The organism is Enterococcus sp. NBRC 3427 (genome assembly GCF_007996925.1).
Taxonomy (GTDB): Bacteria; Bacillota; Bacilli; order Lactobacillales; family Enterococcaceae; genus Enterococcus_B; species Enterococcus_B lactis.
The window spans coordinates 1-24,560 of the sequence record NZ_BJLL01000042.1 but is presented as its reverse complement, the minus strand read 5'-3'; the positions used below and the strand labels follow the sequence as shown (position 1 = coordinate 24,560).

Here is a 24,560-nt window from a genome sequence, read left to right as displayed (position 1 = left end):
GACTGTGAAATCAACGTTTTGACCTGATTATTAGAGAAACAAATGGCAAAATAGTTCTTCATATTTCGCCGTTTTTCGAGCGAATGCCGAGGGGCAGCTGATTGAGCATCGTTTATTTGGAAAAAGGGATTGTGACAAGACGTTTGTCACAATCCCTTTTTTATATCTTATTAATTCATTCTTTTGTTCTATTCTTCTTCTTCAGCCATGAATGTATTGAATACTTCTTCGATCATATCCCATTCTGCGTCTGTTTCGATTTGTTCTAACTCGCCTTCTGTTCCATCTTCGTTTTCGATGTATGCATAAGCTTGTAATTCTACATCTTCATCTTCTGAAACACCAGCTGGATATAAAAGAACATAGTTACGTCCAAATTCTTCTTGTCCGTCAACTGTTAACAAGATTTCGTATAATGTTTCATTTCCTTGGTCATCCACCAATGTGATGTGTTCGTGTCCTTCGTGGTCGTGGGAATGGTTATGTTCTGTCATAAGATTACCTCTTTTCTTTTTATTATTAAAATAATTGCTTACCTGAGCCGTCTAAATAATTTTGTAAAATCATCACAGCTGCTAATTTATCGATGACTTTTTTTCGTTTCGCTCTTGAAGTATTTGCCTGCTCTACTAGCATACGTTCTGCCTGAACAGTGGTTAGTCGTTCATCTTGATAATCAACCGGCAAGGAGAATAGTTCTTTGATCTTCTCTCCATATGACATGGAAGCTTCTGCCCTTGGTCCGATGGAATTGTTCATATTCTTAGGTAATCCAACTACAAAACGGTCTACTTCGTACTGCGCCACTAATTCCTTCAACCGATCAAAGCCAAACTCTTCTTCTGCTTCATTGATTCGAATGATTTCTACTCCTTGAGCTGTCCAGCCAAAGGGGTCGCTCACAGCAACGCCTACTGTCTTAGAACCGACATCCAAGCCCATTACTCTCATAAATTCACTCCATGATTTGAGAGGTAGTCTTTGACAATTACTTCCATGATTTCATCGCGTTCGTGACGGCGAATCAAATTTCGTGCATCACGATAACGAGGAATGTAGGCCGGGTCTCCAGAAAGCAAGTAGCCGACAATCTGATTGATTGGATTGTAGCCTTTTTCTTCCAAAGCCCGATAAACAATCGCTAATGTTTCGCTCACTTCTTTTTTGCGACTATCGTCAAAACCAAAACGTACGGTTTCATCTGTAAAACCCATGATTCTACACCTCTTTCCCGCAAGGTAATTCCAGCTTACCTTCTACACCCTTATTTTACTCGAAGAAAGGGAAAACTACAAACAAATATTCCAAACTTCTGAATAAATTAAGAAACACGATTTGTCTGATTTTTCCTTTTTTCTGTGGCTTTTTCAAAAGCTCTCTTTCCATAAAGTATACGCTATATTTCTTTGAAAGTATGTTTTTACACAATTTTTTCATAAAGTTCATAAAAAATTCGAATTGCTGCTACTAATTTTTCGTTTTCGTTGCTTGCCCTGTCTCATAATTGATGGTGTAGCCATCTTGAACATTGTAGATAAAGACATTAAATTCAATTTTTTTGTCTTCAATGCTTTCTGCTTCCAACTGCACACCTCTTGCTACCAGTTCATTTCCCTCGAAATGAGGAGTGACACGATAGCGTACATGATGATTTGTTTCCTTGATATATGCCGCAATATCATTTTCATGGACAAGCATATACGGAGCATTCAACGAACGCGTCCCTGTCATTAAGTTTTTAATGTTATTATTTTGACCAGTCAACTGGAAACCAATCAAATGGCTGCGGTTGTATAACCATTGTCCGTCACTTAATTTCTTTTGTTTCCAACCTGTCGGATCAATATACAAAGGTTCTCTCTTTTCAGTAGGAAACAAGTCTTTTCCCAACATCGCATTGGCTTGTCCTACTCTGTTCAATTTGTCTATATTTGAATAGCTTTCCCATGTCCCTTTGGAAAGACTAAGATCCTCTTTTGTAAACTCCGGCTGATTCCCATTGATTTCTATTTCTTGATGTTTTCCATCATATTCTGGCACATCCGCTACTTGAGAAGCTTGCGGTGTGGAATCAAAAATGGTTGTAATTTGTTGGAAGATATCTGAATCTTTTTGTGTGGTGGAAATGCCGAGTGCCCCTGCAATCACAGCAGCGACGATCCCCACAATCGCCTTGGTTGTTTTTTTGCTCATTTCTTTACTCCTTTACTAACAGCTCCCTAAATCTTAACATATGTTCCCCTATAAATAAATACTGGAAAGAAATAGAAACAGTAAAAAAATAAAACCAGTTTTTAGACGGCTTAAAAACACAAAAAAGAGACGGATTCCTCGTCTCTACTCAATCACAAAACACTATTTACAAGATATTTATTATCAATCAAAAAATTTTTCTTACTACTCAAAACTAAACGGCTTCTGTACGACCTCTTGGCAAACGGTGTTCAAAAGTTTGCATCTGCGTAATAAGTCCAACCAAGTCAAAAACATAAGAAGCTTTTTGCTTGGTTGTTCTTATTTCTTGATGCAGGGCAGCTTTTTCACAACCACTTTTAAGCGGGTGACGGGAATCGAACCCGCGACATCAGCTTGGGAAGCTGGGATTTTACCACTAAACTACACCCGCGGCACAAAAACAGTATACGCCTCTTTCACTCCTTCCTCAAGTTTTTTTATTCTTTACGCTTCCGATATGTTTTGTAGTAAAATAAAACTAATCAATCAATTATTGGAGAAGATGCTATGACGGGAAAAGAATTAGATCTGCTGCTAGACACTTGTCTACTCGCTGGGAAAATCATGATGGAAAGCAATGCAGAGATGTATCGGGTAGAAGATACGATGAGTCGAATTGCTTTAGCTTCTGGAAATTTCCGTTTGGTCAGCTATGTCACGCAGACAGGTCTCTTTATTGGTCTTGATCGTACCTCGACCATTCGAATGGAACAAATTACCAACCGTTCGATCAATTTAGAAAAAGTAGTAAAAGTGAATGATCTTTCACGTAAGTATGTTGCTTCAGAACTAACATTAGAAGAACTTTACAGTGAATTGCAGGCAATCGACCGAGACCGTTCGTTCTTTCCTGTCTGGTTGCAGATCGTTAGTGCGGCAGTTATCAGCGGAACGATCATGGTGTTATTCGGCGGAAAGATGACCGATTTGCCTGTGACTTTAGTTATTGGTGGATGGGGATACGCAGTTTATCTGTATAGTTTGAAATTTTTTAGAATCAAATTTTTATCGGAATTTTTATCTTCTTTATTGATTGGCATAGCTGCTATCTACAGTGTTCGTTTTGGCTTAGGAAGCAATCAGGATTTAATTATCATCGGATGTGTGATGCCTTTGGTTCCTGGGGTTCAAATTACGAATGCTATCCGTGATTTGCTAGCTGGCCATTATGTGTCAGGGGTTTCTCGCGGAACAGAAGCGATGATGACTGCTACGATGATTGGTTTTGCGATTGCTTTTATTTTCCAGCTTTTTTATTAAGAAAGGAGCACGAGTATGGGCACGATGTTTATTCAATTTTCTTTTAGTTTTTTAGCGACTGCGGCATTTGCCATTGTTACAAATGTCCCTAGGCGTTCATTGGTTTGTTGTGGTCTTTCTGGTGCTTTCGGCTGGATGATCTACTGGATCTGTGTTCAAATGGGCGGATCTGCTGCTTTCGGGTCATTGCTTGGCTCTTTAGGAGTCGCATTCATCAGTGATCTTTTCTCTAAACGTTTGAGAATGCCTGTAACGATTTTCAATATCCCTGGGATGGTTCCTTTAGTCCCTGGTGGTTTGGCTTATCAAGCGGTTCGGAATCTCGTTACTGAATCCTATCAAGAAGCGGCTCATTATGCGGTCCAAGCAATCATGATAGCTGGTGCAATTGCTTTAGGTCTCGTATTATCGGAAGTCTTTAACCATAACATCCGCAACTTCAAAGTAAAGCGTGATGCAATCATGTTGAAGCGAAAAAAACGGCTTTTTAAATAAACGAAGCGTAACAAAAAAAGGTTGTGACAGAAGTGATTAGCTTCACGAAATAAGACAGGATTCACGAAAATGGTTTCTTAAATTTTTGTGAATCCCATCTTATTTTTAGAAGAAGCTACTTCTGGAACACTGTTTAGTAGAAGTGGTGAAATCAGCATCTTGGTCCGAGTATTAGAGAAACAAAATGGAAAAAGGAACTTACATGATTAAATTAAGTCTGTTTACTAAAAAGTTAGATATGATCCTTTATTTTTAATTTTTTAAAATGATTCATTCCCTATCTTTTCTTGAATAAATTTCTTTAGTTTATCAATACTTCTCTTACCCATCTCTAACTGTTCTCCATTCGTAAACGTTACTACTTCATTTACTCGGCTAATAGATGCAACGTTTTCAGTATTAATGATGTAGGCTTTTAAATCTTTACATAAATACTCATATTCCAGTGTTTTTTTATATTTTTTTATTGTGCCGTTTACGAGAGCCTCTTCGTCTTTCAATACCAAGCCTATTTTATTTTTATAACCTGGCATACTCATTAGATAAAGGATCTCATCATAATGGATATAATGATCGCTATTGCCATAACGAACAGACGTCCACTTTTTTTTGTTTGCTTGTTGAACAGGCTCGTTCTCTTTTTCTTTCAATAAGTAACTTTGGATGTTTTTTTTATTTTTTTCATAAGTGAATTCTTTTATCAAATAACCGCTAGGCGTAATATTTCGGTTAATAACAGCTATTGCTTTATTCGGATGAGAGGTCAAATAAACAATTTTACACTTCGCGTTCTTTTCTCTAAGCATTTCTCCTAGTTCAATCCCGCTGTAATAAGCGTTCAAATCGATATCAAGAAAAAAAATATCCGATGAACGAATGTCATTGTTTTTGACAAATTCAACAAACTGCATGACGTTCAATCCCTTGATTATCTCGAAATTCCAAGGAATCAGTAAATTTCTGGATTCTTCTAAAATATCTTCTATCATTTTTTCAAAAACCAAACTGTCATCCAAAATAAATATACGTGTTATCATACAAAGTACCTCCACTTGATATTTTACTATTTAAATTATTGCATACCATTTTTCTAAATACATTTTAGGAATAAATTGTAATTCTCTTCACAATCTTTTCCAACACCTTTGAAACCGCTATTAACTACATTCAGTATGCAACTTCTAAAATAAATATCATTTTACAAAACATATCAAATAGCCAAATATCTCATACAAAAAAAGCCAGACAACCGACGTCCTTACACGTCAACTGTCTGAGCTATGTTCATTTATTTTTTTCTTTTAAAAAGAACGATACACATACTGATTTTTCGGAGCAGAGACTTTCTCAGCGTTTGTCACAACTACAGATGGAATTTCACGCTTGAATGGTTGATAATAGTCCGATTGGATGGTTCCTTCTATTTTATACCACTCATCATTTTTAACCGTTACTCCTTCAGGCATATGTGTTAACAATCCAAAGACTCCTGAATCTGCCACACAATGGATAATACCGAATCGGAACAAGAAGACATCTGCATTGCTATCGTTCGGTGTTTGGTAAACAAATCCTTCGTAGCTGATTTTTTTGCCAATGAATTCGCTAGGGTAATTATAGATTAGCTCCATGACTTCTAAATAATTTTCATCTGTGATCTCGATAGTCTGCTTATCCCCATACTTCTCTTTCAGTTCATTCATTTGGTCTAAGTAGTCTGATTTGTTGAAATAAATACTGGTATCCGGCTTTAGGTATTGTGTCTGCATTTCCGGATCCCCTACCGATTCTTTGCTTACCGGAAAATTAAATCCTTTGGCTTCTACGATCGTAGTGTCCAGACTAACTGTTGGAAACAACGTACCAACGATCACTGGCAAAGCAAGCAGTACATAGGCGATTCCACGTTGATAAGGTTTCGATAACCCATGGTCGTGATTATGATTATGCTCGTGCGTCTCTTCCTCTGCTTTTCCGTTTTTGACCCACAAATACAGCTGTACTAAAGCCAAAAGAGCGGATAAAATCATCGAAAGAATAGCTAAATAACGATAGTGGACATTGATATATTGATCAAGTTTGCCAGAAACTTGCAAATACATCATCAATTCGAAATAGCCAGATAAAATCAAAAACCGCAGCATATTTTTCCTCCTAGATAAATAATGTGAATCCAACAACGCTAAGGGCAATCAGTCCGATCAGCGATAAAATAAAACGTCCTGTAAAATATCGTTTCATCATCAATAGATTTTTGATATCGACCATCGGACCAAAGACCAAAAAGGCAGCTACAGGTGCTGTGCCGAACAGACTTAACAAAGAAGACCCGATAAACGCATCTGCTTCTGAACAAAGAGACATCGTAAAAGCTAATAACAGCATGATAATGATGGCTAAAATCTTTGTTGAGCCGAGCGTTAGCATCACTCTAGTTGGTAAATAAGTCTGCATCGCAGCTGCGATTAACCCACCAATGATCAAATAACGACCTGTATCAAAAAATTCATCGATTGAATGTGTCAACACATGCCCCGTTTGATGGATCAGCCGATTTTTTGGTTCATTCTTATCACTGTGTTCTTCTTCATGGACATGATGGTGGTGATCTTCTGCTACTTTAGAGGAGATTTTTTCTTTCAATACAGCGTCTTTTTGAAAATAGGCAAGCCAGACACCAATCACAAGGGCAACAAAAAAGCTGCCTATCACCCGCCAGCTTGCCATCTGCCAAGAATTGCCAAATGCGATAAACGTGGAAAAAATCACGATGGGATTAATGATTGGCGCTGTCAGCATAAAAGCAAATGCTGTGTGGACCGGCACGCCTTTTTTTACAAACTGATGAACGATTGGTACGATGCCGCATTCACATGAAGGAAAGAAAAATCCTAAGATCGAACCAGTAAAAATAGAGAATAGACGATTTTCAGGAAGCCATCGCTTCACACGTTCTGGGGTCAAAAATACTTGTAAGGCGCCTGAGATAAGACAACCTAATAGTACAAAGGGCAATGCTTCGATAACGATCGATAAGAAAATCGTACTCATCTGCAAAACCGAATTGGGAATAAAAGAAAACATGAGTTTCCTCCTTTTCATTTCTAGTTCATTCGCTTTGCAAATATACGCTTTTATTCCCAAAAAAACAAGTTGCTCTGTCAATTTTTACACAACTCTTATTTTTTATCAAAGCACTTCAATTGACTTTTTCTATTATTCCCATTAAATTAAGGTCTCGTACATATCACTTCTATCACAAAAGGGAGAATGAAAATGAAACAAACCACTAACTTGTCTGAAGTGCAAGACATACTGCAACAATCATCCGTTGCCATCGTTTATCTTTCGATGCCTAATTGCAGTGTTTGTCACGCTGTTCGTCCACGATTGGAGGAGCTGCTCACCCATTATGATATTCCGGCACTTCATTTGGATGCATTCGAAACACCAGAAGTAGCTAGCAGATTTGAAGTATTGACTGCGCCAGTTGTTCTGATTTTTCATCAAGGCAAAGAGGTCTTTCGGCAAGCGCGGTTCATCGACTTTAAAAAAATCCGGCATTTACTAGATGAACTGACAGCAGAAGATGACTCTCTTTCTTATGAAGAAATCTTTCGAACAGAATAATCATTATCCAAACAGAAAAAAGCGATTGAACAAGTGAAAGTTTTGCCTTCATTTGTTCAATCGCTTTTTATTTTTATTCTGCTGTATTTTCGGAATGCGCATTTGCGTCAGAATGCAAGAAATAGATCAAGGTTTGCAATTCATTCGTCAAATCAACATTTTGGATCAATACATCTGACGGAGCATTCAATCGAGCAGCGGTAAAGTTCAAGATTCCTTTGATTCCTGCTTCCGTTAACTGATTGACTACTTCTTGTGCTCTTTCAGCGGGAATCGTTAAAATCGCTACTTCGATTTGCTGGATCTTGATTTGTTCCGACATATCTTCCATTGGATAAACGGGGATACCGTCTACGATGCGTCCAACGATTTCCTCATTCACATCAAAAGCACAACTGATACGTATGCTATTACTTTGATGGAATTTATATTTTAGTAAAGCACTTCCCAAGTTCCCTACACCAATCAGCGCAACATTTGTCAATTGATCATCATTTAATGTCTTCGCAAAAAAGTGCATAAGATCTTCTACATCATACCCATACCCACGTTTTCCTAATTCGCCAAAATAAGAAAAATCTCGACGGATCGTTGCACTATCTACTTGAACGGCTTCACTTAATTCAGTTGAAGACACTTTTTTCTTTCCAGCATTATTTAAAATCCTTAAATAACGATAATACAAAGGCAGTCTTTTTGCTGTCGCCTTTGGAATAATATGATCTTTCACGAAATGACCTCCACGTATTGTCTAATTACATCTTTGATTTCTCCATCATAGCAGTATTTATAGGAAAAAATCAATTCCATTGCTCAGATATTGTGAAATTTTATTCTTTATTCATTTATTTATCATTTCTGCAAATCTCGCAGTATGAGGGAATTTATGGTAGACTACTAATTGAAAAATAGTTTTTTATTTGAGGAGAATTCACAAAGTAGAAAAGAGGATTCCATGATATTATTACAAGCCAATCAGATTGCTCGCCATTTTGGTGCAGAAGTCTTATTTGAAAACATACATTTAGAAATCAGTACAGGCGCTCGTGTCGCTTTAGTTGGCAGAAATGGCGCTGGAAAATCGACTTTATTGAAGATCATTGCTGGAATTGAAGCACCAGATGATGGAAAGATTGCTAAAAATAAAACAGCGACTCTCGGATACCTCGCTCAGGACACAGGACTTGATTCCAATGAAACAGTGTGGAACGAGATGCTGAAAGCTTTTGAACAAGTTAGACAAATGGAACAGCGGATGCGCGAACTAGAGATTTTCATTAGCGAAGGTACGCCAGATACACCCGCTTATACTTCTTATTTAAAAGAATATGATCGCCTGCAACACGATTTTTCGGATCGAAACGGCTATGGTTATGAAAATGAAATTCGTTCCGTATTGCATGGTTTTAAATTCGATTCTTCCTTTTATGACCAGAAAATCGATACTTTATCAGGTGGACAGCGTACACGTTTAGCTTTAGCTCGCATGCTTTTACAACACCCTGACATTTTGATTCTAGACGAACCCACGAACCACTTGGATATCGAGACGCTTTCCTGGCTTGAAAATTATCTGCAAAGCTATACCGGTGCATTACTGATTGTTTCACATGACCGTTATTTCTTAGATAAAGTAGTCAATGAAGTTTATGAACTAAGCAGAAGAAAAATGCGCCATTACAAAGGCAACTATTCGAAGTATCTAGACTTGAAAGCAGAACAGCTGACAAGTGAATGGAAGGCTTATGAAAAGCAGCAGACAGAGATCCACAAATTAGAAGACTTCGTTGCTCGGAATCTTGTTCGTGCCTCTACCACTAAACGGGCGCAAAGTCGCAGAAAGACATTAGAAAAAATGGAACGTCTGGATCGTCCTCAAGGGGATGAGAAACAAGCAAACTTTCTTTTCAGTATAGAAAAACCTTCTGGAAATGTTGTCTTGCAAATCGAAGATGCCGCTATCGGATATGATGATGTCACCTTATCTGAACCAATCAATTTGGATATCCGCCGACAAGAAGCGATTGCTCTAGTAGGTCCGAATGGTATCGGAAAATCGACGTTGCTGAAATCGATCATCCATCAGATTCCTTTTATCCGTGGCAAAGAAACGCTAGGGACAAATGTCACCATCGGCTATTATGATCAAGGGCAAGCTGATCTGCATACAAACAAGACGATTCTAGCAGAATTGTGGGATGAGCATCCTACCACTCCAGAAAAAGACATTCGAAGTGCTTTAGGTGCTTTCTTATTTTCTGGCGAAGATGTAGAAAAACCAATCCCTCTGTTAAGCGGCGGTGAAAAAGCACGGGTTGCTTTAGCCAAGCTAGCGATGAACAAAGAAAATTTTTTGATTTTGGATGAACCAACAAACCATTTAGATATTGACAACAAAGAAGTATTAGAAAATGCATTGATCGATTACGATGGCACACTGCTTTTTGTTTCCCATGACCGATATTTCATCAATCGGATTGCGACAAAAGTCGTCGAACTCTCTGAAAATGGCAGTAAAGTCTATCTTGGAGACTATGATTATTATTTAGAGAAAAAACAAGAAGAAGAAGAAATCGCCGAATTGTTGGCACAAGATGAGCCAGAATCCGCTCCTGCTCCTACGAATAAATCCGATTATTACCAGAGCAAAGAACAGCAAAAGCTTATCCGTAGCCTTCAACGAAAAATCACTCAGGTTGAAGAAGAAATGACGCGGATCGATGAATGGATCGATCGGTTGGAACAAGAAATGGTCGCACCAGAAAATCTGGAAGATCACGTAAAACTCAATGAGCTGAACCAAGCTTTAGAATCAGCTAGACAAGATCAAGAAACAAAATTGTCGGAATGGGAAGAACTAAGCTTGGAATTAGAAGAATACGAGAATTAAAAGCCAATGGAAAGAGGTTGTGACAGCACTGTTGTCATAGCCTCTTTCTTTTTTATGCAGAAACATAGCGAAACCGTTCTCTTTTTCTTACTATTTTTCTCTACTGACAAAATAAACAATAATTTTCCGGCACAATTATTTGCTGTTTTTTGCCATAACATAGTACGATCAACGTAGAAAAGGAGATGTTTTTATGAAAGTTGTTGTCATTGGCGGTGTAGCTGGCGGTCCTTCATTTGCCACTCGTTTCCGTCGATTGAATGAAGCACACGAAATCATTATCTATGAACGCGGAGAGAATATTTCTTACGCAAGTTGTGCTTTGCCTTATTATTTAGGTGGTGTGATCACGGACCGTGACTCGCTGATCGAACGTACACCAGAAATATTGAAAACAAAAAACAACATCGATGTCTTTACTAAACACGAAGTAACAGCAATCAATCCATCTGCTAAGCGATTACTAGTTAAAGACCTATCTACAAATGAAGAGACAGAAACGGATTACGATAAGTTGATCATCTCTTCTGGTGCTAGACCAGCTTACCCGGATATTCCCGGAGTTTTTGAAGCAGAAAACGGCTTTGTCCTTCGCAGTGTGACGGATGCGGATCGAATCAAATCGTTTCTGGAAGAAAAAGATCCACAACATGTCGTCATTCTTGGCGCAGGTGTCATGGGTCTGGAATTAGCGGAGAATTTCAAGCATCGCGGCTTAGACGTGACTTTAATCGATCAATTGCCGCAAGTCGCTTTCCCATATGATTCGGAGATTGCTGATCTAGTTTATGACAAATTGCTGGAAGAAGGATTAACCGTTCATTTAGAAACAACAGTTACTGAGATCCGTGAAAAAGGTCGAGAATTAGTATTATCAGATGGCTCCGTCCTTTCCACTGATATGCTTGTCTTTGCTGTTGGTGTTTCTCCGAATAATGAAGTGGTGAAAGCAGCCGGCATACAATTATCAGATACAGGCCAGATCATTGTTGATGACCAGTTACAAACCAATCTGCCGGACATCTATGCGATTGGTGATATTATCGAAACGACTAGTGTAGTGACTGGGCAGCCGATTCAAAGTATGCTTTCCAGTGCGGCCAATCGTCAAGGACACATGCTGGCAGATATTTTAAATGGTACGCCTATGCGCTATCGCGGATATATTGGTGCGGGTGTCGCAAAAATCTTTGATTATACAGCAAGTTATGCTGGAATGACAGAACATGCACTAAGAGCATCAGGCATAACGAATTACAAAACTGTTTTTATCACTCCTTTTGACCATGCCTATTTCTATCCAGGAGCCACAAGATTAAATCTAAAGCTAATTTTTGATGCAGATAGCGGTCGGATTTTAGGTGGACAAGCATTTGGAGAAAAGGGCGTCGATAAACGGATGGGAGAACTTTCTGTAGCGATCACCGGAAACTTGACAGTCTTTGATTTGCCCGATCTTGAGTTGCCTTACTCTCCCCCATATTCTACTACCCGTGACCCGCTGAATATAGCTGGTTATGTCGCAATCAATCAAATGACAAATATCGTAGAAACAATCAAAGCAGGCGATATACCCGAAAACGATTTGAAAGAAGCGTTCTTTTTAGATATACGTGAACCTAATAAAGCACCTTCTGGCAGTATCTCGGCAACAAAAAATATTCCAATGAATGAATTACGAGATCGAATCAATGAAATCCCAAAAGATAAAAAAGTTTACATTACTTTTAGAAGAGGATTGAATACTTATACTTCTGCACGAATCTTGTCAGGTTTGGGTATCAAAGCGATTTTGATCGAAGAATAAAAAAACGACCGCGGTGGGTAGCCGCGGTCTAGGAGTTATTTTTACTTGAGGAGTAAAAATGAAAAAGTATATAGGGTTGTTGGTTGGTATGTATATAGAATAGAAGATAAATGTGAAGAAATTGTGCATTATTTCTTCACATTTATTAGGTTATAGTTTAAGAAAGTTTAAATATTCCACAGTTTGGTTATTTTAGGCGTTTCTTTTCATTAGAAAAACCGTCTTTTGGTTCTGAGATAAATCTTAACGCATAGTCGTCTCTAGAATAACGGCGCCTAATGTTATAAGGCTTCATATTAATCTCTCAACACCAGGGCCTAATATGATATTTCTATTAGATGTTTTTTTGTTTTCATTTTTGTTTTCTATTCTTTTTTCTAACAAAATTTGCTGTAACTTCTTTAAGTGAGCCGGGTCGATTGGCTTACGTTGTGAGACGCTAGGAACTAGTTCTCTAAAAATGTCTCTTCTATTGTTATAATATTTTTTGACTTCCTCATGAATCGCATAATGATGAACGGACATTCGGTTGACTATATCATTTACAGCTTGGTTATTCAATTTTCTGTTTGGGATTTTTCCATCAAGACACCAGAACAAAAGAGTATAGTGTATTTGGAAAGTTTTTTTATTTTCTTCTTCGAAAGGTTTTTTTAATTCTTCATCGTATCGCCATGTAGATTTTATATAGTTCAATTTTTCTTTTTCTATATTCAACCAATAATGAAGATAATCAGATAAATAAATTTTATCTTGTAGTTGACCAACCATGTCTTTTTTAAAATATTTTATAAATTCACTTGATGGTGTATCCCCAGTAAAAGGTGGTCTCCAGGTCATTTGTGCTAAATTTGCAACATAGTCCAACCGATAATATGCTTCCATAGAATTAGAATGACTAGTTTCTTCTGCATAGTATTTCTTCTCATACATGCGCAAATATTTTAACACATCCGTGTATACATCAAATCCTACGGCTTGAAAATGAGCATTTAGTTTCTGTTGGCTTTCGTTACTTTGACTCACAAGATCATATCGTTTATTTTTTTTGAAAAAATGTGAAAACATTTTGTTCCTTTTCATACAATCTCCTCCCTTTCTTTTGTCGATTACCGTATCATTTTATCGAAAAGAGGGAAAGGTCATTTTTTTCCTTTTGGTTTATAGAAAATGAAAAATATAGTGAAGGATTTATGGGATACGGCTAATCATCAGAAAATAAAAAGAGTGGATCTCTCCACTCCATGAAAAGCGAACTTTTTGGAACACTACATTTTTCCCAAGCCCACATTTTTTATAGCCAAACTTCTTTTGCGACTTGCTGCAATAATTGGATTTTCTTCCATTGTTCTTCTTCTGTTAAATGATTTCCTTCTTCTGTTGAAGCAAACCCACATTGAGGACTGATACTTAGATTTTCCAACGGTACAAATTGTTGTGCTTCTTTTATTCGTTCTTTTATCTTCTCCGTATCTTCCAAATCTGGAAACTTAGAAGTAACTAATCCTAAAACAACTTTACTTTCTTTGTTATTCCAATGTCTTAAAGGGGTAAAATCACCTGCTCGTTCAGAATCGTATTCCAAAAAGAAACCATCATAATTCGTTGAAAACAACTCTTCTGCAATGGGTTCATATCCACCGGAGAACAGCCAAGAAGAAGCGTGATTCCCGCGACAGATATGTGTCGTGATCGTCAAATCTTCTGGTTTGTCTTCCAGTGCGTTATTGATAATCTCTGTACAAATATGGGCCATTTCTTTCGGATCAATTCCTTTTTGAAGAAGTGTTTCTCTTTTAGTTTGATCAGCTAAAAACGCCCAATTTGTATCATCGAATTGCAGGTAACGGCAACCTTTTTCATAAAAAGCATGGATGGTTGCTTTGTAAGTAGAGGACAAGTCCTCATAAAAATTAGATAGATCAGGATAGATCTCATTGATTTTTGAAGAACCATCGTTAGATAGAATCTCTTGTCGTAAAATCATCGTGGGACTAGGGATCGTTGCCTTTGCGACAAAAGTATCATCTGTTTCCACTACTTCTTTCAGAAAAGCAAAATCTTTTAAAAATGGGTGGTTTGGATTGAAAGATAATTTATCTACTACCCGAATATTATAAGCTGGAGCTGCTTTCCCGTGGAATGTTTGATTATATCCAGTTTCTGGAACATAGCCTTCGATACCATTTAGTTCTTCTAAAAAATCAAGATGCCAAAATCCACGCCGAAATTCGCCATCCGTAATTCCTTTGATGCCCACTGCTTTTTGATCTTCTACTAATCTCTTTATCTCCTGATCTTCGATTGTACGAAGTTCTTCTTTTGAAAGTAAGCCTTCTTGAACTTTTTTTCTTGCTTCTTTGATTGATTGCGGACGTAAGAAACTTCCGACATGATCTACTGTAAATGGTTTGTTTTTGCTCATTTCACTCACTCTTTTCTTTGTTTTTTGTAAAAAAAAATCCTTTTACTAGCAAATACTAGTAAAAGGACGATTATACTCGTGGTACCACCTTTTTTCAGAAAAAACATTCTTTCTCTCAGCCTGACAATAAAATCAGTGGTCTTGGTAACGAAAGACTGTTCGTTTTTGCCTACCTTTCGACAAAAAATCCTCTAAGGCCATTTTCGACAGTCAACTTCTAGCTTTTTACACCAACCAAAGCCTCTCTTGAACCATTTCCTGTCTACTTTCCTTCTCATCGGATACTATTAGAATAAAATTAGAATAGCATGTTTGAAAGAAAAGTCAATAGGGGATAAGAACAAATAAATACTAATTTGGTATCCTTAGATCACTTCCTTAAAATAATTATACCCGTTTCAACTACATAAAAAGGACTTAATTTTGAAAAATTTCCCATCAAAACTAAGTCCTTTTTATTATAGTTATGCAAATTTGCTGATTTTCTCACTATTTCCGATACATCTTGAATTCTAAGAATAGATCATTATAGATGCCTAGGTATTTCGATCCTAGATCTTCATAGACTTCAAGATGGGAGATCGTGTCATCAGATGGATAAAATTGTTCGTCCGACGAAATGTCTTTTGGCAATAACGCTTTTGCTTTTTCATTTGGTGTAGAATAACCAATATACTCTGCATTTTGTGCCGCGTTTTTCGGTTCTAGCATAAAGTTGATGAAATCATAGGCACCTTCTTTATTTTTCGCGGTTTTTGGCATAACGATATTATCAAACCAAAGATTGGACCCTTCTGGTGGGATCACGTAATGTAAATGTTCATTTTCCCACATCATATCGGCAGCTTCACCAGAAAATGTTACTGCCACGGAAGCTTCTTCATTGATCATATACATTTTGATCTCATCAGCCACGATTGCTTTGACATTTGGTGTTAGATGATTCAATTTATTTGCTGCTTCTGTCAGCTGTGCCATATTCTTACTATTCAAAGAATAGCCTAAACTATTCAAAGAAAGCCCCATAACTTCTCGTGCACCATCAATCAGCATCAAACTGTCTTTCAATTCCGGCTTCCACAAATCATCCCAATGCTGGATTTGATCTGCATCAAAGAATTTATCATTATATACGATCCCTAAAGTTCCCCAAAAATATGGAATCGAATACTGATTATCTGGATCAAAATCTAAATTTAAAAATCGTGGATCGATATTATTTAATCCTTTGATCTTTGAATGATCTAAGGGTAGCACTAGTTTTTCTTTGATCATTTTTTGGATCATATATTCACTTGGAATAGCGATATCGTAGTTTGTTCCGCCTTGTTGGATTTTTGTGAACATCGCTTCATTAGAATCAAATGTTTCATAATTTACTTTGTACCCATATTCTTTTTCAAATTTCGTGATCAAACTAGGATCGATATAATCTCCCCAGTTATAGATCGTCAGTACCTTCGCTCCACTCATGCCACTTGTTTTTTCAAGTTGACGTACACCAAGCAGCAGCACCGCAATAATGATGAGAATACCTAAAAACAGAGATTGTAATTTTTTCATCGTAACCGTGCCACCCCCTCGCGTACTCTTCTGTTTTTCTTCAACCGTTTTGGACGGTTCTCTTTACTAATGAAGTAGTAACCAATGACCAATATCATGGAGAACAAGAAAACTAATGCACTTAGCGCATTGATTTCTAAACTGATTCCTTGTCTTGCACGAGAATAGATCTCTACTGAGAGCGTTGTAAAGCCATTTCCTGTGACGAAAAACGTAACCGCAAAATCGTCAAGAGAATAGGTAAATGCCATAAAATACCCAGCTATGATCCCTGGAGAAAGATAAGGCAAAATGATATTTTTGACTACTTGCAAATTATTAGCACCAAGATCTCTAGCCGCATCAACCATTGAATCGTTCATTTCTTGCAATTTTGGCAAGACCATCAAGACGACGATTGGAATGCTGAAAGCAATATGGGAAAGCAATACACTCTGAAAACCTAATCCGAATCCTAGTAGTGTAAAGAAAATCAAGAAACTAGCACCGATAATAACATCAGGAGAGACTAATAAGATGTTATTCATGCTCAATAACGCTGTCCGTGCACGTCGTTTCTTCGTGTAATAGATCCCCATAGCCCCAAATGTCCCGATGATCGTGGCGATCAATGCAGATAAAAAAGCCAGCATGAACGTATTCAATACGATAATGATCAAACGAGTATCTTCAAAAACAGCTTCATAATTTTCCCAAGTAAACCCTGTAAAGCTGTTCATCGTTCCTCCTTCATTGAAGGAATAAAAAATCAGATAGAAGATCGGTGCATATAAGAATAAAAAGACGATCCCTAAATAAAGATACGACCATTTAAATTTTTTCATTTATGAGCGACCTCCTTTTTTCTTCTCGCCTGTCAGGAGCATCACGATAAACATAGCAATGATTAAAATCACACCGATCGTAGAACCCATCCCCCAGTTTTGCGTAACCAAGAAATGCTGTTCGATAGCTGTTCCTAAAGTGATTACTCGGTTACCACCAATCAGACGAGTGAGCATGAATAAAGAAAGAGAAGGAATAAAGACTGCTTGGACGCCGCTTTTCACACCATTTAATGATAATGGAAAAATCACTCGTCGGAAGGTCTCAAAGCTATTCGCTCCTAAATCTCTGCTGGCACTGATCAAAGAAGGATTCATCTCTTCCAGTGCATTGAAAATCGGCATAATCATAAATGGAATCTCGATATACGTTGCGACGAACAAGAAACTGAAGTCTGTGAACAATATCTGTTTCGGTCCGATCCCGATAAAGTCAAAGAAATGATTCACGCTGCCGTGAACACTGAAAATTCCAATAAATGCATAAGCTTTAAGCAGCAGATTCACCCATGTAGGCAAAATAATCAACATCAGCCATAATTGCTTGTGCTTCAGTTTTGTTAAAAAATAAGCAGTCGGGTAGCTGATGATCAGTGTAAAAAACGTGATCAAAAATGCATACCATACAGAATTGATCGTCATAGAAAGCGATGTACCCGACGTAAAATAAGATAGATAGTTATTCAGCGTGAATTGCCCATTCATATCAAAAAAAGATTGATAAATGATCATTAATACAGGCGCGATCACGAATAAACCGAGCCACAAAATATAAGGGACGGAATAGATCCTGCGCATTGTTTTCATTCTTGTCCCCCCTATTCTTCGTAACTGTCAAGACGTGCATCGAATTCTTCTTCAGACTCGTTGAAACGCATGACATGGATATCTTCTGGCTCAAAGGCCAATCCTACTTTACTTCCTTCTTTAGCTTTTTTCGTCGAATGGACCATCCATTCATTTTGCTGTTCATCATAACAGATGATTTCATAATGGACACCACGAAACAGCTGAGTATCGACCGTTACGACTAGCTTTCCTTTATCTGGTGTCGTGATCGTCAAATCCTCTGGGCGTAAAACAACTTCAACTGGCTCATTCGGGCGCATCCCGCCATCGACACATTCAAATTGCTTACCGACAAACTCAACTAGATTATCTTCGATCATCACACCGTCCACGATATTGCTTTCCCCAACAAAATCAGCAACGAAATGATTGATTGGCTCATCATAAATATCTACAGGCGTACCACTTTGGACGATTTTCCCTTTATTCATGACAAAAATCTCATCACTCATCGCCAACGCTTCTTCTTGATCATGAGTCACAAAAATAAACGTGATCCCTAATCGTTGTTGCAGATCTCGCAGTTCATACTGCATATCTGTACGTAGTTTCAAATCAAGCGCCGATAACGGTTCATCTAGTAACAATACTTTAGGTTCGTTCACGATTGCTCGTGCAATCGCTACACGCTGTCTTTGACCACCAGACATTTCACTGATCTCCCGTTTCTCATATCCAGGAAGCTGGACCATACGCAATGCATCTTTTACCTTCTTTTCGATATCAGATTTGGACATTTTTTTGATCTTCAATCCAAAAGCAACGTTATCAAAAACATTCATATGAGGAAAAAGTGCATAATCTTGGAAGACGGTGTTTACTTGTCGCTTATTAGCTGGCAAATCATTCAACCGTTTCCCTTCAAAATAGATGTCCCCTTCTGTAGCTTCGGTGAATCCAGCTATAATACGTAGGATCGTTGTTTTACCACAGCCGGAAGGACCAAGCAGTGTATAAAATTTTCCTTGTTCGATCTCAAAACTTACTTTTTTTAATACTGTTTCATCATCATAGCGTTTCACTACTTGATCAAATGAAATGATTGGTTTCCCCACGTTTTTACCCCCTATATTACAAATATGATTGTGTCGCGACAATCAATACTTTTGTTCGTTTTTTGAGATGATTCCTTAATTGATGTTGTTTTGTCGCTTGATAATAGATCGACTGACCTGCTTTTGCCACATAGACCGTCTCTCCTAAGCTTAACTCTAATTCCCCTTCTAATACAAAAATAAACGTTTCAGATAATGAAGGTTCAAACGTCTTATATTCTCCTGCACCTTCAAAAGTTAGCAAGACAGGCTCCATTTCTTTTTCATTCGAATCAGCCACCAGCCATTCCAATTCATACCCGTTTTCTTCATCGAAATAAACCGTATGATCTTCTTTTGAATAAACCACTTGCAGATTCGCTGCTTCTTGATGAAAAAATTCTTCTGGAGTGACACCTAAGACTTCAAGAATAGAAAAGAATGTTTCCATTGATGGTGAACTTAAATCTCGTTCCAACTGGGAAATATACCCTTTTGACAAATCTGTGCGTTCGCCTAGTTCTTCTTGTGTCAAATTCTTTTGGATGCGCAAATTTCTTAACTTCTCACCAATTTCCATAATTTCCTCCGTATGAAGTTTTCTAATAGTAAACTTCTGGTTTACTACCACTCGTATTAGTATACGAATTTTATTGCAAAAGGCAACCCTTTTTAAAATTTTTTTTGCTGAATATTTCTTTATCTTTTCGAATCATTTCTACTTATTCGATTCTTTCTTTTTTCTGCCTCTTTCACCTAATTTTTGTCTAAATTTAAGGAAGAACCAGAATAAAAAAGTAGGCTTTGTGGTATGATAAAAGAAAATTTTTAAAAGGAGTGTCTCACGAATGAACGCTTTTCGATCTTTTCAGGTAATAAATGAACCTGTTTTCCATACAGCAATCAGTGATCTGCCATTTACTGAATTGGCTGAAAATGAAGTCTTGGTAAAAATTGCCTATTCTGATGTCAATTATAAAGATGCATTGGCAATGAGCGAGTCTGGTCAGGTGATACGAACCTATCCGATGACTCCAGGGATTGATTTATCCGGAACTGTCGTCCAAAGTAAAGATTCACGTTTTTCAGAAGGAGATCTTGTACTTGCTACTGGTTTTGGGCTTGGTGTCACCTATCCAGGCGGTTACAGCCAATACCAAAAAGTACCAGGAGACTGGTTAGTCCCTCTACCGAAAAATATGACACTGCGTCAAGCGATGATTTTTGGTACAGCAGGGTTTACTGCTATGTTGTGTGTGAACGCTTTAATCCGTCAAGGCATAACCTCCAATAAAAAAGTTGTCGTTACTGGTGCTTCTGGCGGTGTAGGCAGTGTAGCTGTCGCCCTGTTACATAAACTCGGATTCCAGTCAATCATTGCTTTTTCCAGAAAAGAAGAGTCTGTCACATGGCTAAAAAGCCTAGGTGCTTCTCAAGTCGTACGACCTGATGAATTTCTGCCAGAAACAACAAAAACTTTAGGAAAACAGCAAATCGATGCTGTCATCGACACAGTAGGTGGTGAGCAACTAAGTAGTCTTCTTCCATTGATCGCTTATAACGGTGTAGCAGCTTTATGTGGCAATGCAGGGGGAATCAAACTAAACACGACCGTTTTGCCTTTTATTCTGCGAAACATCCAATTGATTGGCATCGATTCTGTCAATGTACCTATTGAACAACGTCCTTCTTTATGGCAACAGATGGCAGATTTGCAGATAGCAGATGATTTAGTTGCCCAAGAAGTTACTCTGGAGCAGTTGCCCGAAACAGCAACTAAACTACTTGCTGGGACACATCAAGGAAGAACACTGGTAAATGTAGGTGACCAAAAATGAAGGTTCTGATCACAGCTGGAGGGACAACTGAAAAAATCGATCAGGTACGTGCTATTACGAATCATTCGACAGGACGATTAGGACAAGCTTTAGCTGATCACTTAGCTGCCAACCCAGATACCACAGTCGATTACGTGACTACGAGACAAGCACTGAAACCGGAAAGACGTTCCAATATAACGATCTATATGATCGAATCTGCCCAAGACTTGTTTTTACAATTAGAAGCACTCACAAAAAAAGAACACTATGATGCAATTATCCACAGTATGGCAGTCAGTGATTTTACTCCTGCTTTTAGTTTTTCAGAAGAACAGTTGGCAAAAAACCTACCCGCTTCTTCAACGCAAGAAGAACTGGCCAATTGGTTTGCAGAAAATGAACAAACAAAGAACTCTGCTTCAAAGATCTCTTCTGACACCGAGCATCTTGTGCTCGTTTTGAAGAAAACGCCAAAAATCATTTCTTATCTGCGTGAATGGCAGCCGAAAGCGAAAATCATTGGTTTCAAACTATTAGTAGATGTACCAAAAGAATCTCTTCTTACAGTTGCCAAAAACAGTCTGATAAATAACAAAACTGATTTTATTTTCGCGAATGATTTGACAGAAATCCATGGCGAGACACACCACGGTTATCTCTTATCTAAAGATGGGACAGTGGAAGAAGCACAAAGCAAATCTGAGATTGCTGCATTGATTACTGAAAAAATTAGATTGGAGGAATCAAAATGAAAAAGATCTTATTAGGCGTTACCGGAAGTATTTCTGCTTACAAAAGCGCCGATCTTACAAGTCAATTTGTCAAATCAGGTGTCCAAGTAGATGTGATTATGTCTAAAAGCAGCACACATTTTATCACGCCATTAACCTTGCAATCTCTGTCGAAGCGAGCAGTCCATACAGATGTCATGCAAGAATCAAATCCACAGGTGATCAATCATATCGAACTAGCCAAACAAGCTGACTTGTTTCTCATCGCACCTGCTACAGCAAACATTATCGGCAAGCTAGCAAACGGCATTGCAGACGATCTCCTTTCAACAGTCGCAATGGCGCTTCCGATGGGAACACCAAAACTGATTGCCCCTGCCATGAACACGAATATGTATCAAAACCCGATCACTCAGCGTAATCTGGAAACATTGAGATCTGTTGGATATCAGGAAATCGAACCAAAAGAATCTCTTTTAGCTTGCGGAGATTTTGGAAAAGGTGCCTTAGCTGATATTCAGACGATCATCGAACAGGTCATGCTGACTCTTAACGAAAGAAATGCTTAGTGAAAAAGGAGTACTTATGAAAAATACAAAAAACTTTACTTTGACTGCGATGTTTTTAGCTATTTTGATTTTATTAGCTGTTACGCCTCTAGGGTTTATTCCTATTGGCCCAATAAATGCAACAACCATGCATATACCTGTAATCATTGCTTCGATCGTTTTAGGACCAAGACTAGGTGCTTTTCTTGGCGGTACATTTGGACTGATCAGTATGATTCGAAGTACGGTTATCCAAACACCTTTGTCTTTTGTCTTTTCTCCGTTCATCCCAGTCATCGGAACTGAACATGGAAGCTGGAAAGCCTTGTTGATTGCGTTTATCCCTCGGATCTTGATTGGTGTTGTTCCTTATTTCGTTTATAATGGTCTGCGCAAACTGATGAAACAAAAAGCAGATACCGTCTCTTTATTCTTAGCAGGACTTGCCGGCTCATTGACCAATACGATTTTAGTGATGAATATGATCTACTTTTTATTCCAGCAAGATTACGCCAAAGTCATCGGGACAAATTTAAACGCTGTTTATTCAGCTATTCTTGCAGTTATTTTTACAAGTGGCGTACCTGAAGGAATCGTCGCTGGTCTTGCGACTGCGGCAGTATGCAATGTCTTGTTAAGATACTTCAAGCGCCCTTCTCTTCATCACTGATAGTCATCGTAGCCGATGTCTGATTTTTTTCTCTTTTGGTGTTACTATTAAATAGTAAGATTTGACGTCGAAAGGATGATCCAAAATGAAAATTTTTGTTGTAGGTGCAAACGGACAGATTGGCCGACACCTGATAAAAGATTTAGCTTCAAGTTCCCACGAAATTTTTGCTGGGGTAAGAGATGTCGCTTCCCAGACATTAGTGAAAAAAGAGAATGTTTCGTATGTCTCTTTTGATTTGACTTGGTCCGTGGAAAAAATGGCTGAAGCATTCAAAGGTATCGATGTATTGATTTTTGCTGCCGGTTCTCAAGGAAAGAATCTTTTGCAAGTAGACTTGGATGGTGCAATCAAAACAGTTATCGCAGCTGAAAATGCGCATGTCTCTCGCTATCTGATGGTCAGTGCTGTTTATGCAGATGAACCAGCAAAATGGCCTAAGTCCATGACAGATTATTATATTACTAAACATTATGCAGATGAATGGCTGAAACGAACTAACTTAGATTTTGTCATTCTTCAACCAGTCACATTGACGAACGATGAAGAAGTCACCTCCATTCAATTGACTAAGCCTAATGAAAAAGCAGCCAAAACGATTACTCGTTCTACAGTTGCTGCTGTACTTGCCGCTCTTGTGGAAGAAACGGATATTTCCCGTACGACTCTAGTGCTTTCTGAAGGTAGCCAAGAGTTGAATACAGCATTCCAAGAATGGGCAAAGGAGGAATAGATCCATGCGTGCCATTTCAATCAAGCATCCTGGTTCTGTAGATGTATTAGAACAAATAGAAGTGCCTGTTCCTGAACCAAAACAAGGCGAATTATTGATAAAAGTCCATACAGCAGCTGTCAATCGAACAGATATCATGAAAAGAGAATCAGTCTCTTTAAAACCTCCCTACCCTATTTTGGGTGTCGAAGTAGCTGGAGAGGTAGTTGAGAATAAAAGTGATATCCCCATTTTTACTCCTGGGACAAAAGTGTACGGATTAGTCAATCTAGGTGGTTATGCTGAATATGCTGTGATGCCTGCCAATCGAGCAATCCTTCTCCCTGATACGTTAGATTATGTTTCTGCTGCTGGAATCTCAGAAGTTTTTCTGACTGCTTATCAAACACTTTATTGGCTTGGAAAATTACAAGAAGGCGAAACTGTTTTGATCCACGCAGGAGCAAGTGGTGTTGGAACAGCTGCGATCCAATTAGCTAGACAACTTTCTCACGCGAAAATCATCGTTACTGCAGGATCAGAAGAAAAGCTCGCCTTTTGTAAAGAACTTGGTGCAGATGAATTGATCAACTATAAAAAACAAGATTTTCAAGAAGAGGTAAGAAAAATCACTGATGGCCGAGGAGTCGATGTTATCTTGGATTTCATCGGCGCTTCTTACTGGGAAAAGAATTTAGCTTCTATAGCCGTTGATGGTCGCTGGGTCTTGATTGGTATGCTTGGCGGAACCATTGTGCCTGAGATAGACCTTGGTGTATTAATTGGGAAACGCGTCCAACTTCTTGGTACATTATTGACACCTAGAAGTGATCAGTATAAAGCAGAGCTCGCACAAACTTTTATGGAAAAAGCGGGGCCTTTTCTAGAAAGTGGCAAGATTCGGCCAATCATTGACCGTACATTCCAATTCAGCGAAGTCAAACAAGCGCATGAATATATGGAAGCAAACAAAAACATCGGAAAAATCATTTTGAAGATAACTGAATAAAACCATGTTGATCAAAAAAGAGGCTGGGACAGAAGCGTTTAACTCCAAGAAATAAGAA

General features: G+C 38.2%; 26 protein-coding genes, 1 tRNA gene and 1 other annotated feature. Of the genes, 11 read left to right on the top strand and 16 right to left on the bottom strand.

What is annotated here, in order from left to right; all coding sequences use genetic code 11:
• Positions 1-188: 188 nt before the first annotated feature.
• From ESP02_RS09545 to ESP02_RS09525, 5 genes are all read right to left on the bottom strand, one after another.
• Complete coding sequence (locus tag ESP02_RS09545; protein WP_002290887.1) at positions 189-494, bottom strand: DUF1292 domain-containing protein; 306 nt, start codon at positions 492-494, stop codon at positions 189-191.
• 25 nt (positions 495-519) lie between these two features.
• Positions 520-951 carry a Holliday junction resolvase RuvX gene (ruvX, locus tag ESP02_RS09540; RefSeq protein ID WP_002290886.1) on the bottom strand — a complete coding sequence of 144 codons (432 nt, stop codon included), beginning with the start codon at positions 949-951 and terminating at the stop codon, positions 520-522.
• The gene (locus tag ESP02_RS09535) at positions 948-1,214 is read right to left on the bottom strand and encodes an IreB family regulatory phosphoprotein (protein WP_002290885.1); all 267 of its coding nucleotides are present in this window, start codon (positions 1,212-1,214) and stop codon (positions 948-950) included. Before ESP02_RS09535 ends, ruvX begins: the two co-directional genes overlap by 4 nt.
• 253 nt (positions 1,215-1,467) lie before the next feature.
• A complete protein-coding gene (locus ESP02_RS09530) occupies positions 1,468-2,193 on the bottom strand; it encodes a DNA/RNA non-specific endonuclease (RefSeq protein WP_002373657.1) in 726 nt (241 codons plus the stop codon).
• Positions 2,194-2,555: 362 nt separating this feature from the next.
• A tRNA-Gly gene (locus ESP02_RS09525) sits at positions 2,556-2,626 on the bottom strand.
• Between the two features lie 116 nt (positions 2,627-2,742).
• On the opposite strand from ESP02_RS09525, the gene ESP02_RS09520 reads away from it, so the two are divergent.
• Entirely contained in the window at positions 2,743-3,495 is a 753-nt protein-coding gene (locus tag ESP02_RS09520) for a threonine/serine exporter family protein (protein ID WP_002308449.1), read from the top strand.
• A 15-nt stretch (positions 3,496-3,510) separates the two neighbouring features.
• Positions 3,511-3,990, top strand: coding sequence for a threonine/serine exporter family protein (locus ESP02_RS09515; protein ID WP_002373654.1), 480 nt, complete (start codon positions 3,511-3,513; stop codon positions 3,988-3,990).
• A 260-nt stretch (positions 3,991-4,250) separates the two neighbouring features.
• Here the strand turns inward: ESP02_RS09515 and ESP02_RS09510 are convergent, their stop codons facing one another.
• From ESP02_RS09510 to ESP02_RS09500, 3 genes are all read right to left on the bottom strand, one after another.
• Complete coding sequence (locus tag ESP02_RS09510) at positions 4,251-5,027, bottom strand: LytTR family DNA-binding domain-containing protein (protein WP_038398478.1); 777 nt, start codon at positions 5,025-5,027, stop codon at positions 4,251-4,253.
• 264 nt (positions 5,028-5,291) lie between these two features.
• The gene (locus ESP02_RS09505; protein WP_025478414.1) at positions 5,292-6,134 is read right to left on the bottom strand and encodes a TIGR03943 family protein; all 843 of its coding nucleotides are present in this window, start codon (positions 6,132-6,134) and stop codon (positions 5,292-5,294) included.
• Positions 6,135-6,144: 10 nt separating this feature from the next.
• The gene (locus tag ESP02_RS09500) at positions 6,145-7,074 is read right to left on the bottom strand and encodes a permease (protein ID WP_038398476.1); all 930 of its coding nucleotides are present in this window, start codon (positions 7,072-7,074) and stop codon (positions 6,145-6,147) included.
• Between the two features lie 192 nt (positions 7,075-7,266).
• On the opposite strand from ESP02_RS09500, the gene ESP02_RS09495 reads away from it, so the two are divergent.
• Complete coding sequence (locus tag ESP02_RS09495) at positions 7,267-7,620, top strand: thioredoxin family protein (RefSeq protein WP_002308437.1); 354 nt, start codon at positions 7,267-7,269, stop codon at positions 7,618-7,620.
• A gap of 73 nt (positions 7,621-7,693) precedes the next feature.
• On the opposite strand, the gene ESP02_RS09490 is transcribed toward ESP02_RS09495, so the two are convergent.
• Positions 7,694-8,350 carry a redox-sensing transcriptional repressor Rex gene (locus ESP02_RS09490; protein WP_002287746.1) on the bottom strand — a complete coding sequence of 219 codons (657 nt, stop codon included), beginning with the start codon at positions 8,348-8,350 and terminating at the stop codon, positions 7,694-7,696.
• Between the two features lie 225 nt (positions 8,351-8,575).
• Here ESP02_RS09490 and ESP02_RS09485 point away from each other — a divergent pair, with 225 nt between their 5' ends.
• Complete coding sequence (locus ESP02_RS09485) at positions 8,576-10,510, top strand: ABC-F family ATP-binding cassette domain-containing protein (protein WP_002314624.1); 1,935 nt, start codon at positions 8,576-8,578, stop codon at positions 10,508-10,510.
• A 193-nt stretch (positions 10,511-10,703) separates the two neighbouring features.
• Positions 10,704-12,317, top strand: coding sequence for an FAD-dependent oxidoreductase (locus tag ESP02_RS09480; RefSeq protein ID WP_002373426.1), 1,614 nt, complete (start codon positions 10,704-10,706; stop codon positions 12,315-12,317).
• A 291-nt stretch (positions 12,318-12,608) separates the two neighbouring features.
• Here ESP02_RS09480 and ESP02_RS09475 read toward each other — a convergent pair whose 3' ends face one another.
• The 7 genes from ESP02_RS09475 to ESP02_RS09445 all read right to left on the bottom strand — a co-directional run bounded on the left by ESP02_RS09475 (position 12,609) and on the right by ESP02_RS09445 (position 19,592).
• Positions 12,609-13,400 carry a hypothetical protein gene (locus ESP02_RS09475; protein WP_002373424.1) on the bottom strand — a complete coding sequence of 264 codons (792 nt, stop codon included), beginning with the start codon at positions 13,398-13,400 and terminating at the stop codon, positions 12,609-12,611.
• Between the two features lie 211 nt (positions 13,401-13,611).
• The gene (locus ESP02_RS09470; RefSeq protein ID WP_002373420.1) at positions 13,612-14,742 is read right to left on the bottom strand and encodes a 5-methyltetrahydropteroyltriglutamate--homocysteine S-methyltransferase; all 1,131 of its coding nucleotides are present in this window, start codon (positions 14,740-14,742) and stop codon (positions 13,612-13,614) included.
• Positions 14,743-14,801: 59 nt separating this feature from the next.
• Positions 14,802-15,029: a binding site (T-box leader), on the bottom strand.
• Between the two features lie 202 nt (positions 15,030-15,231).
• A complete protein-coding gene (locus ESP02_RS09465) occupies positions 15,232-16,305 on the bottom strand; it encodes an ABC transporter substrate-binding protein (RefSeq protein ID WP_002373416.1) in 1,074 nt (357 codons plus the stop codon).
• A complete protein-coding gene (locus ESP02_RS09460) occupies positions 16,302-17,129 on the bottom strand; it encodes an ABC transporter permease (RefSeq protein ID WP_002308417.1) in 828 nt (275 codons plus the stop codon). Before ESP02_RS09460 ends, ESP02_RS09465 begins: the two co-directional genes overlap by 4 nt.
• Positions 17,130-17,936 (bottom strand): ABC transporter permease, encoded by an 807-nt coding sequence (locus ESP02_RS09455; RefSeq protein WP_002287038.1) that lies wholly within the window; start codon positions 17,934-17,936, stop codon positions 17,130-17,132.
• Between the two features lie 11 nt (positions 17,937-17,947).
• Complete coding sequence (locus tag ESP02_RS09450) at positions 17,948-19,033, bottom strand: ABC transporter ATP-binding protein (RefSeq protein WP_002308416.1); 1,086 nt, start codon at positions 19,031-19,033, stop codon at positions 17,948-17,950.
• Positions 19,034-19,049: 16 nt separating this feature from the next.
• Positions 19,050-19,592, bottom strand: coding sequence for a helix-turn-helix domain-containing protein (locus tag ESP02_RS09445; protein ID WP_002287040.1), 543 nt, complete (start codon positions 19,590-19,592; stop codon positions 19,050-19,052).
• 268 nt (positions 19,593-19,860) lie between these two features.
• Between ESP02_RS09445 and ESP02_RS09440 the strand changes: the two genes are divergently transcribed.
• The 6 genes from ESP02_RS09440 (at position 19,861) to ESP02_RS09415 (ending at position 24,502) form a co-directional block, all read left to right on the top strand.
• Entirely contained in the window at positions 19,861-20,850 is a 990-nt protein-coding gene (locus tag ESP02_RS09440) for an oxidoreductase (RefSeq protein WP_002373413.1), read from the top strand.
• The gene (locus ESP02_RS09435) at positions 20,847-21,584 is read left to right on the top strand and encodes a phosphopantothenate--cysteine ligase (protein ID WP_002373412.1); all 738 of its coding nucleotides are present in this window, start codon (positions 20,847-20,849) and stop codon (positions 21,582-21,584) included. The genes ESP02_RS09440 and ESP02_RS09435 overlap by 4 nt, the downstream gene beginning before the upstream one ends.
• A complete protein-coding gene (coaC, locus tag ESP02_RS09430; RefSeq protein WP_002373411.1) occupies positions 21,581-22,132 on the top strand; it encodes a phosphopantothenoylcysteine decarboxylase in 552 nt (183 codons plus the stop codon). Before ESP02_RS09435 ends, coaC begins: the two co-directional genes overlap by 4 nt.
• Positions 22,133-22,148: 16 nt before the next feature.
• Positions 22,149-22,781 carry an ECF transporter S component gene (locus tag ESP02_RS09425; protein WP_002308409.1) on the top strand — a complete coding sequence of 211 codons (633 nt, stop codon included), beginning with the start codon at positions 22,149-22,151 and terminating at the stop codon, positions 22,779-22,781.
• 85 nt (positions 22,782-22,866) lie between these two features.
• Complete coding sequence (locus tag ESP02_RS09420) at positions 22,867-23,514, top strand: NAD(P)-binding oxidoreductase (protein WP_002373409.1); 648 nt, start codon at positions 22,867-22,869, stop codon at positions 23,512-23,514.
• Between the two features lie 4 nt (positions 23,515-23,518).
• Positions 23,519-24,502 (top strand): NAD(P)H-quinone oxidoreductase, encoded by a 984-nt coding sequence (locus ESP02_RS09415; protein WP_002373408.1) that lies wholly within the window; start codon positions 23,519-23,521, stop codon positions 24,500-24,502.
• Positions 24,503-24,560 lie beyond the last annotated feature (58 nt).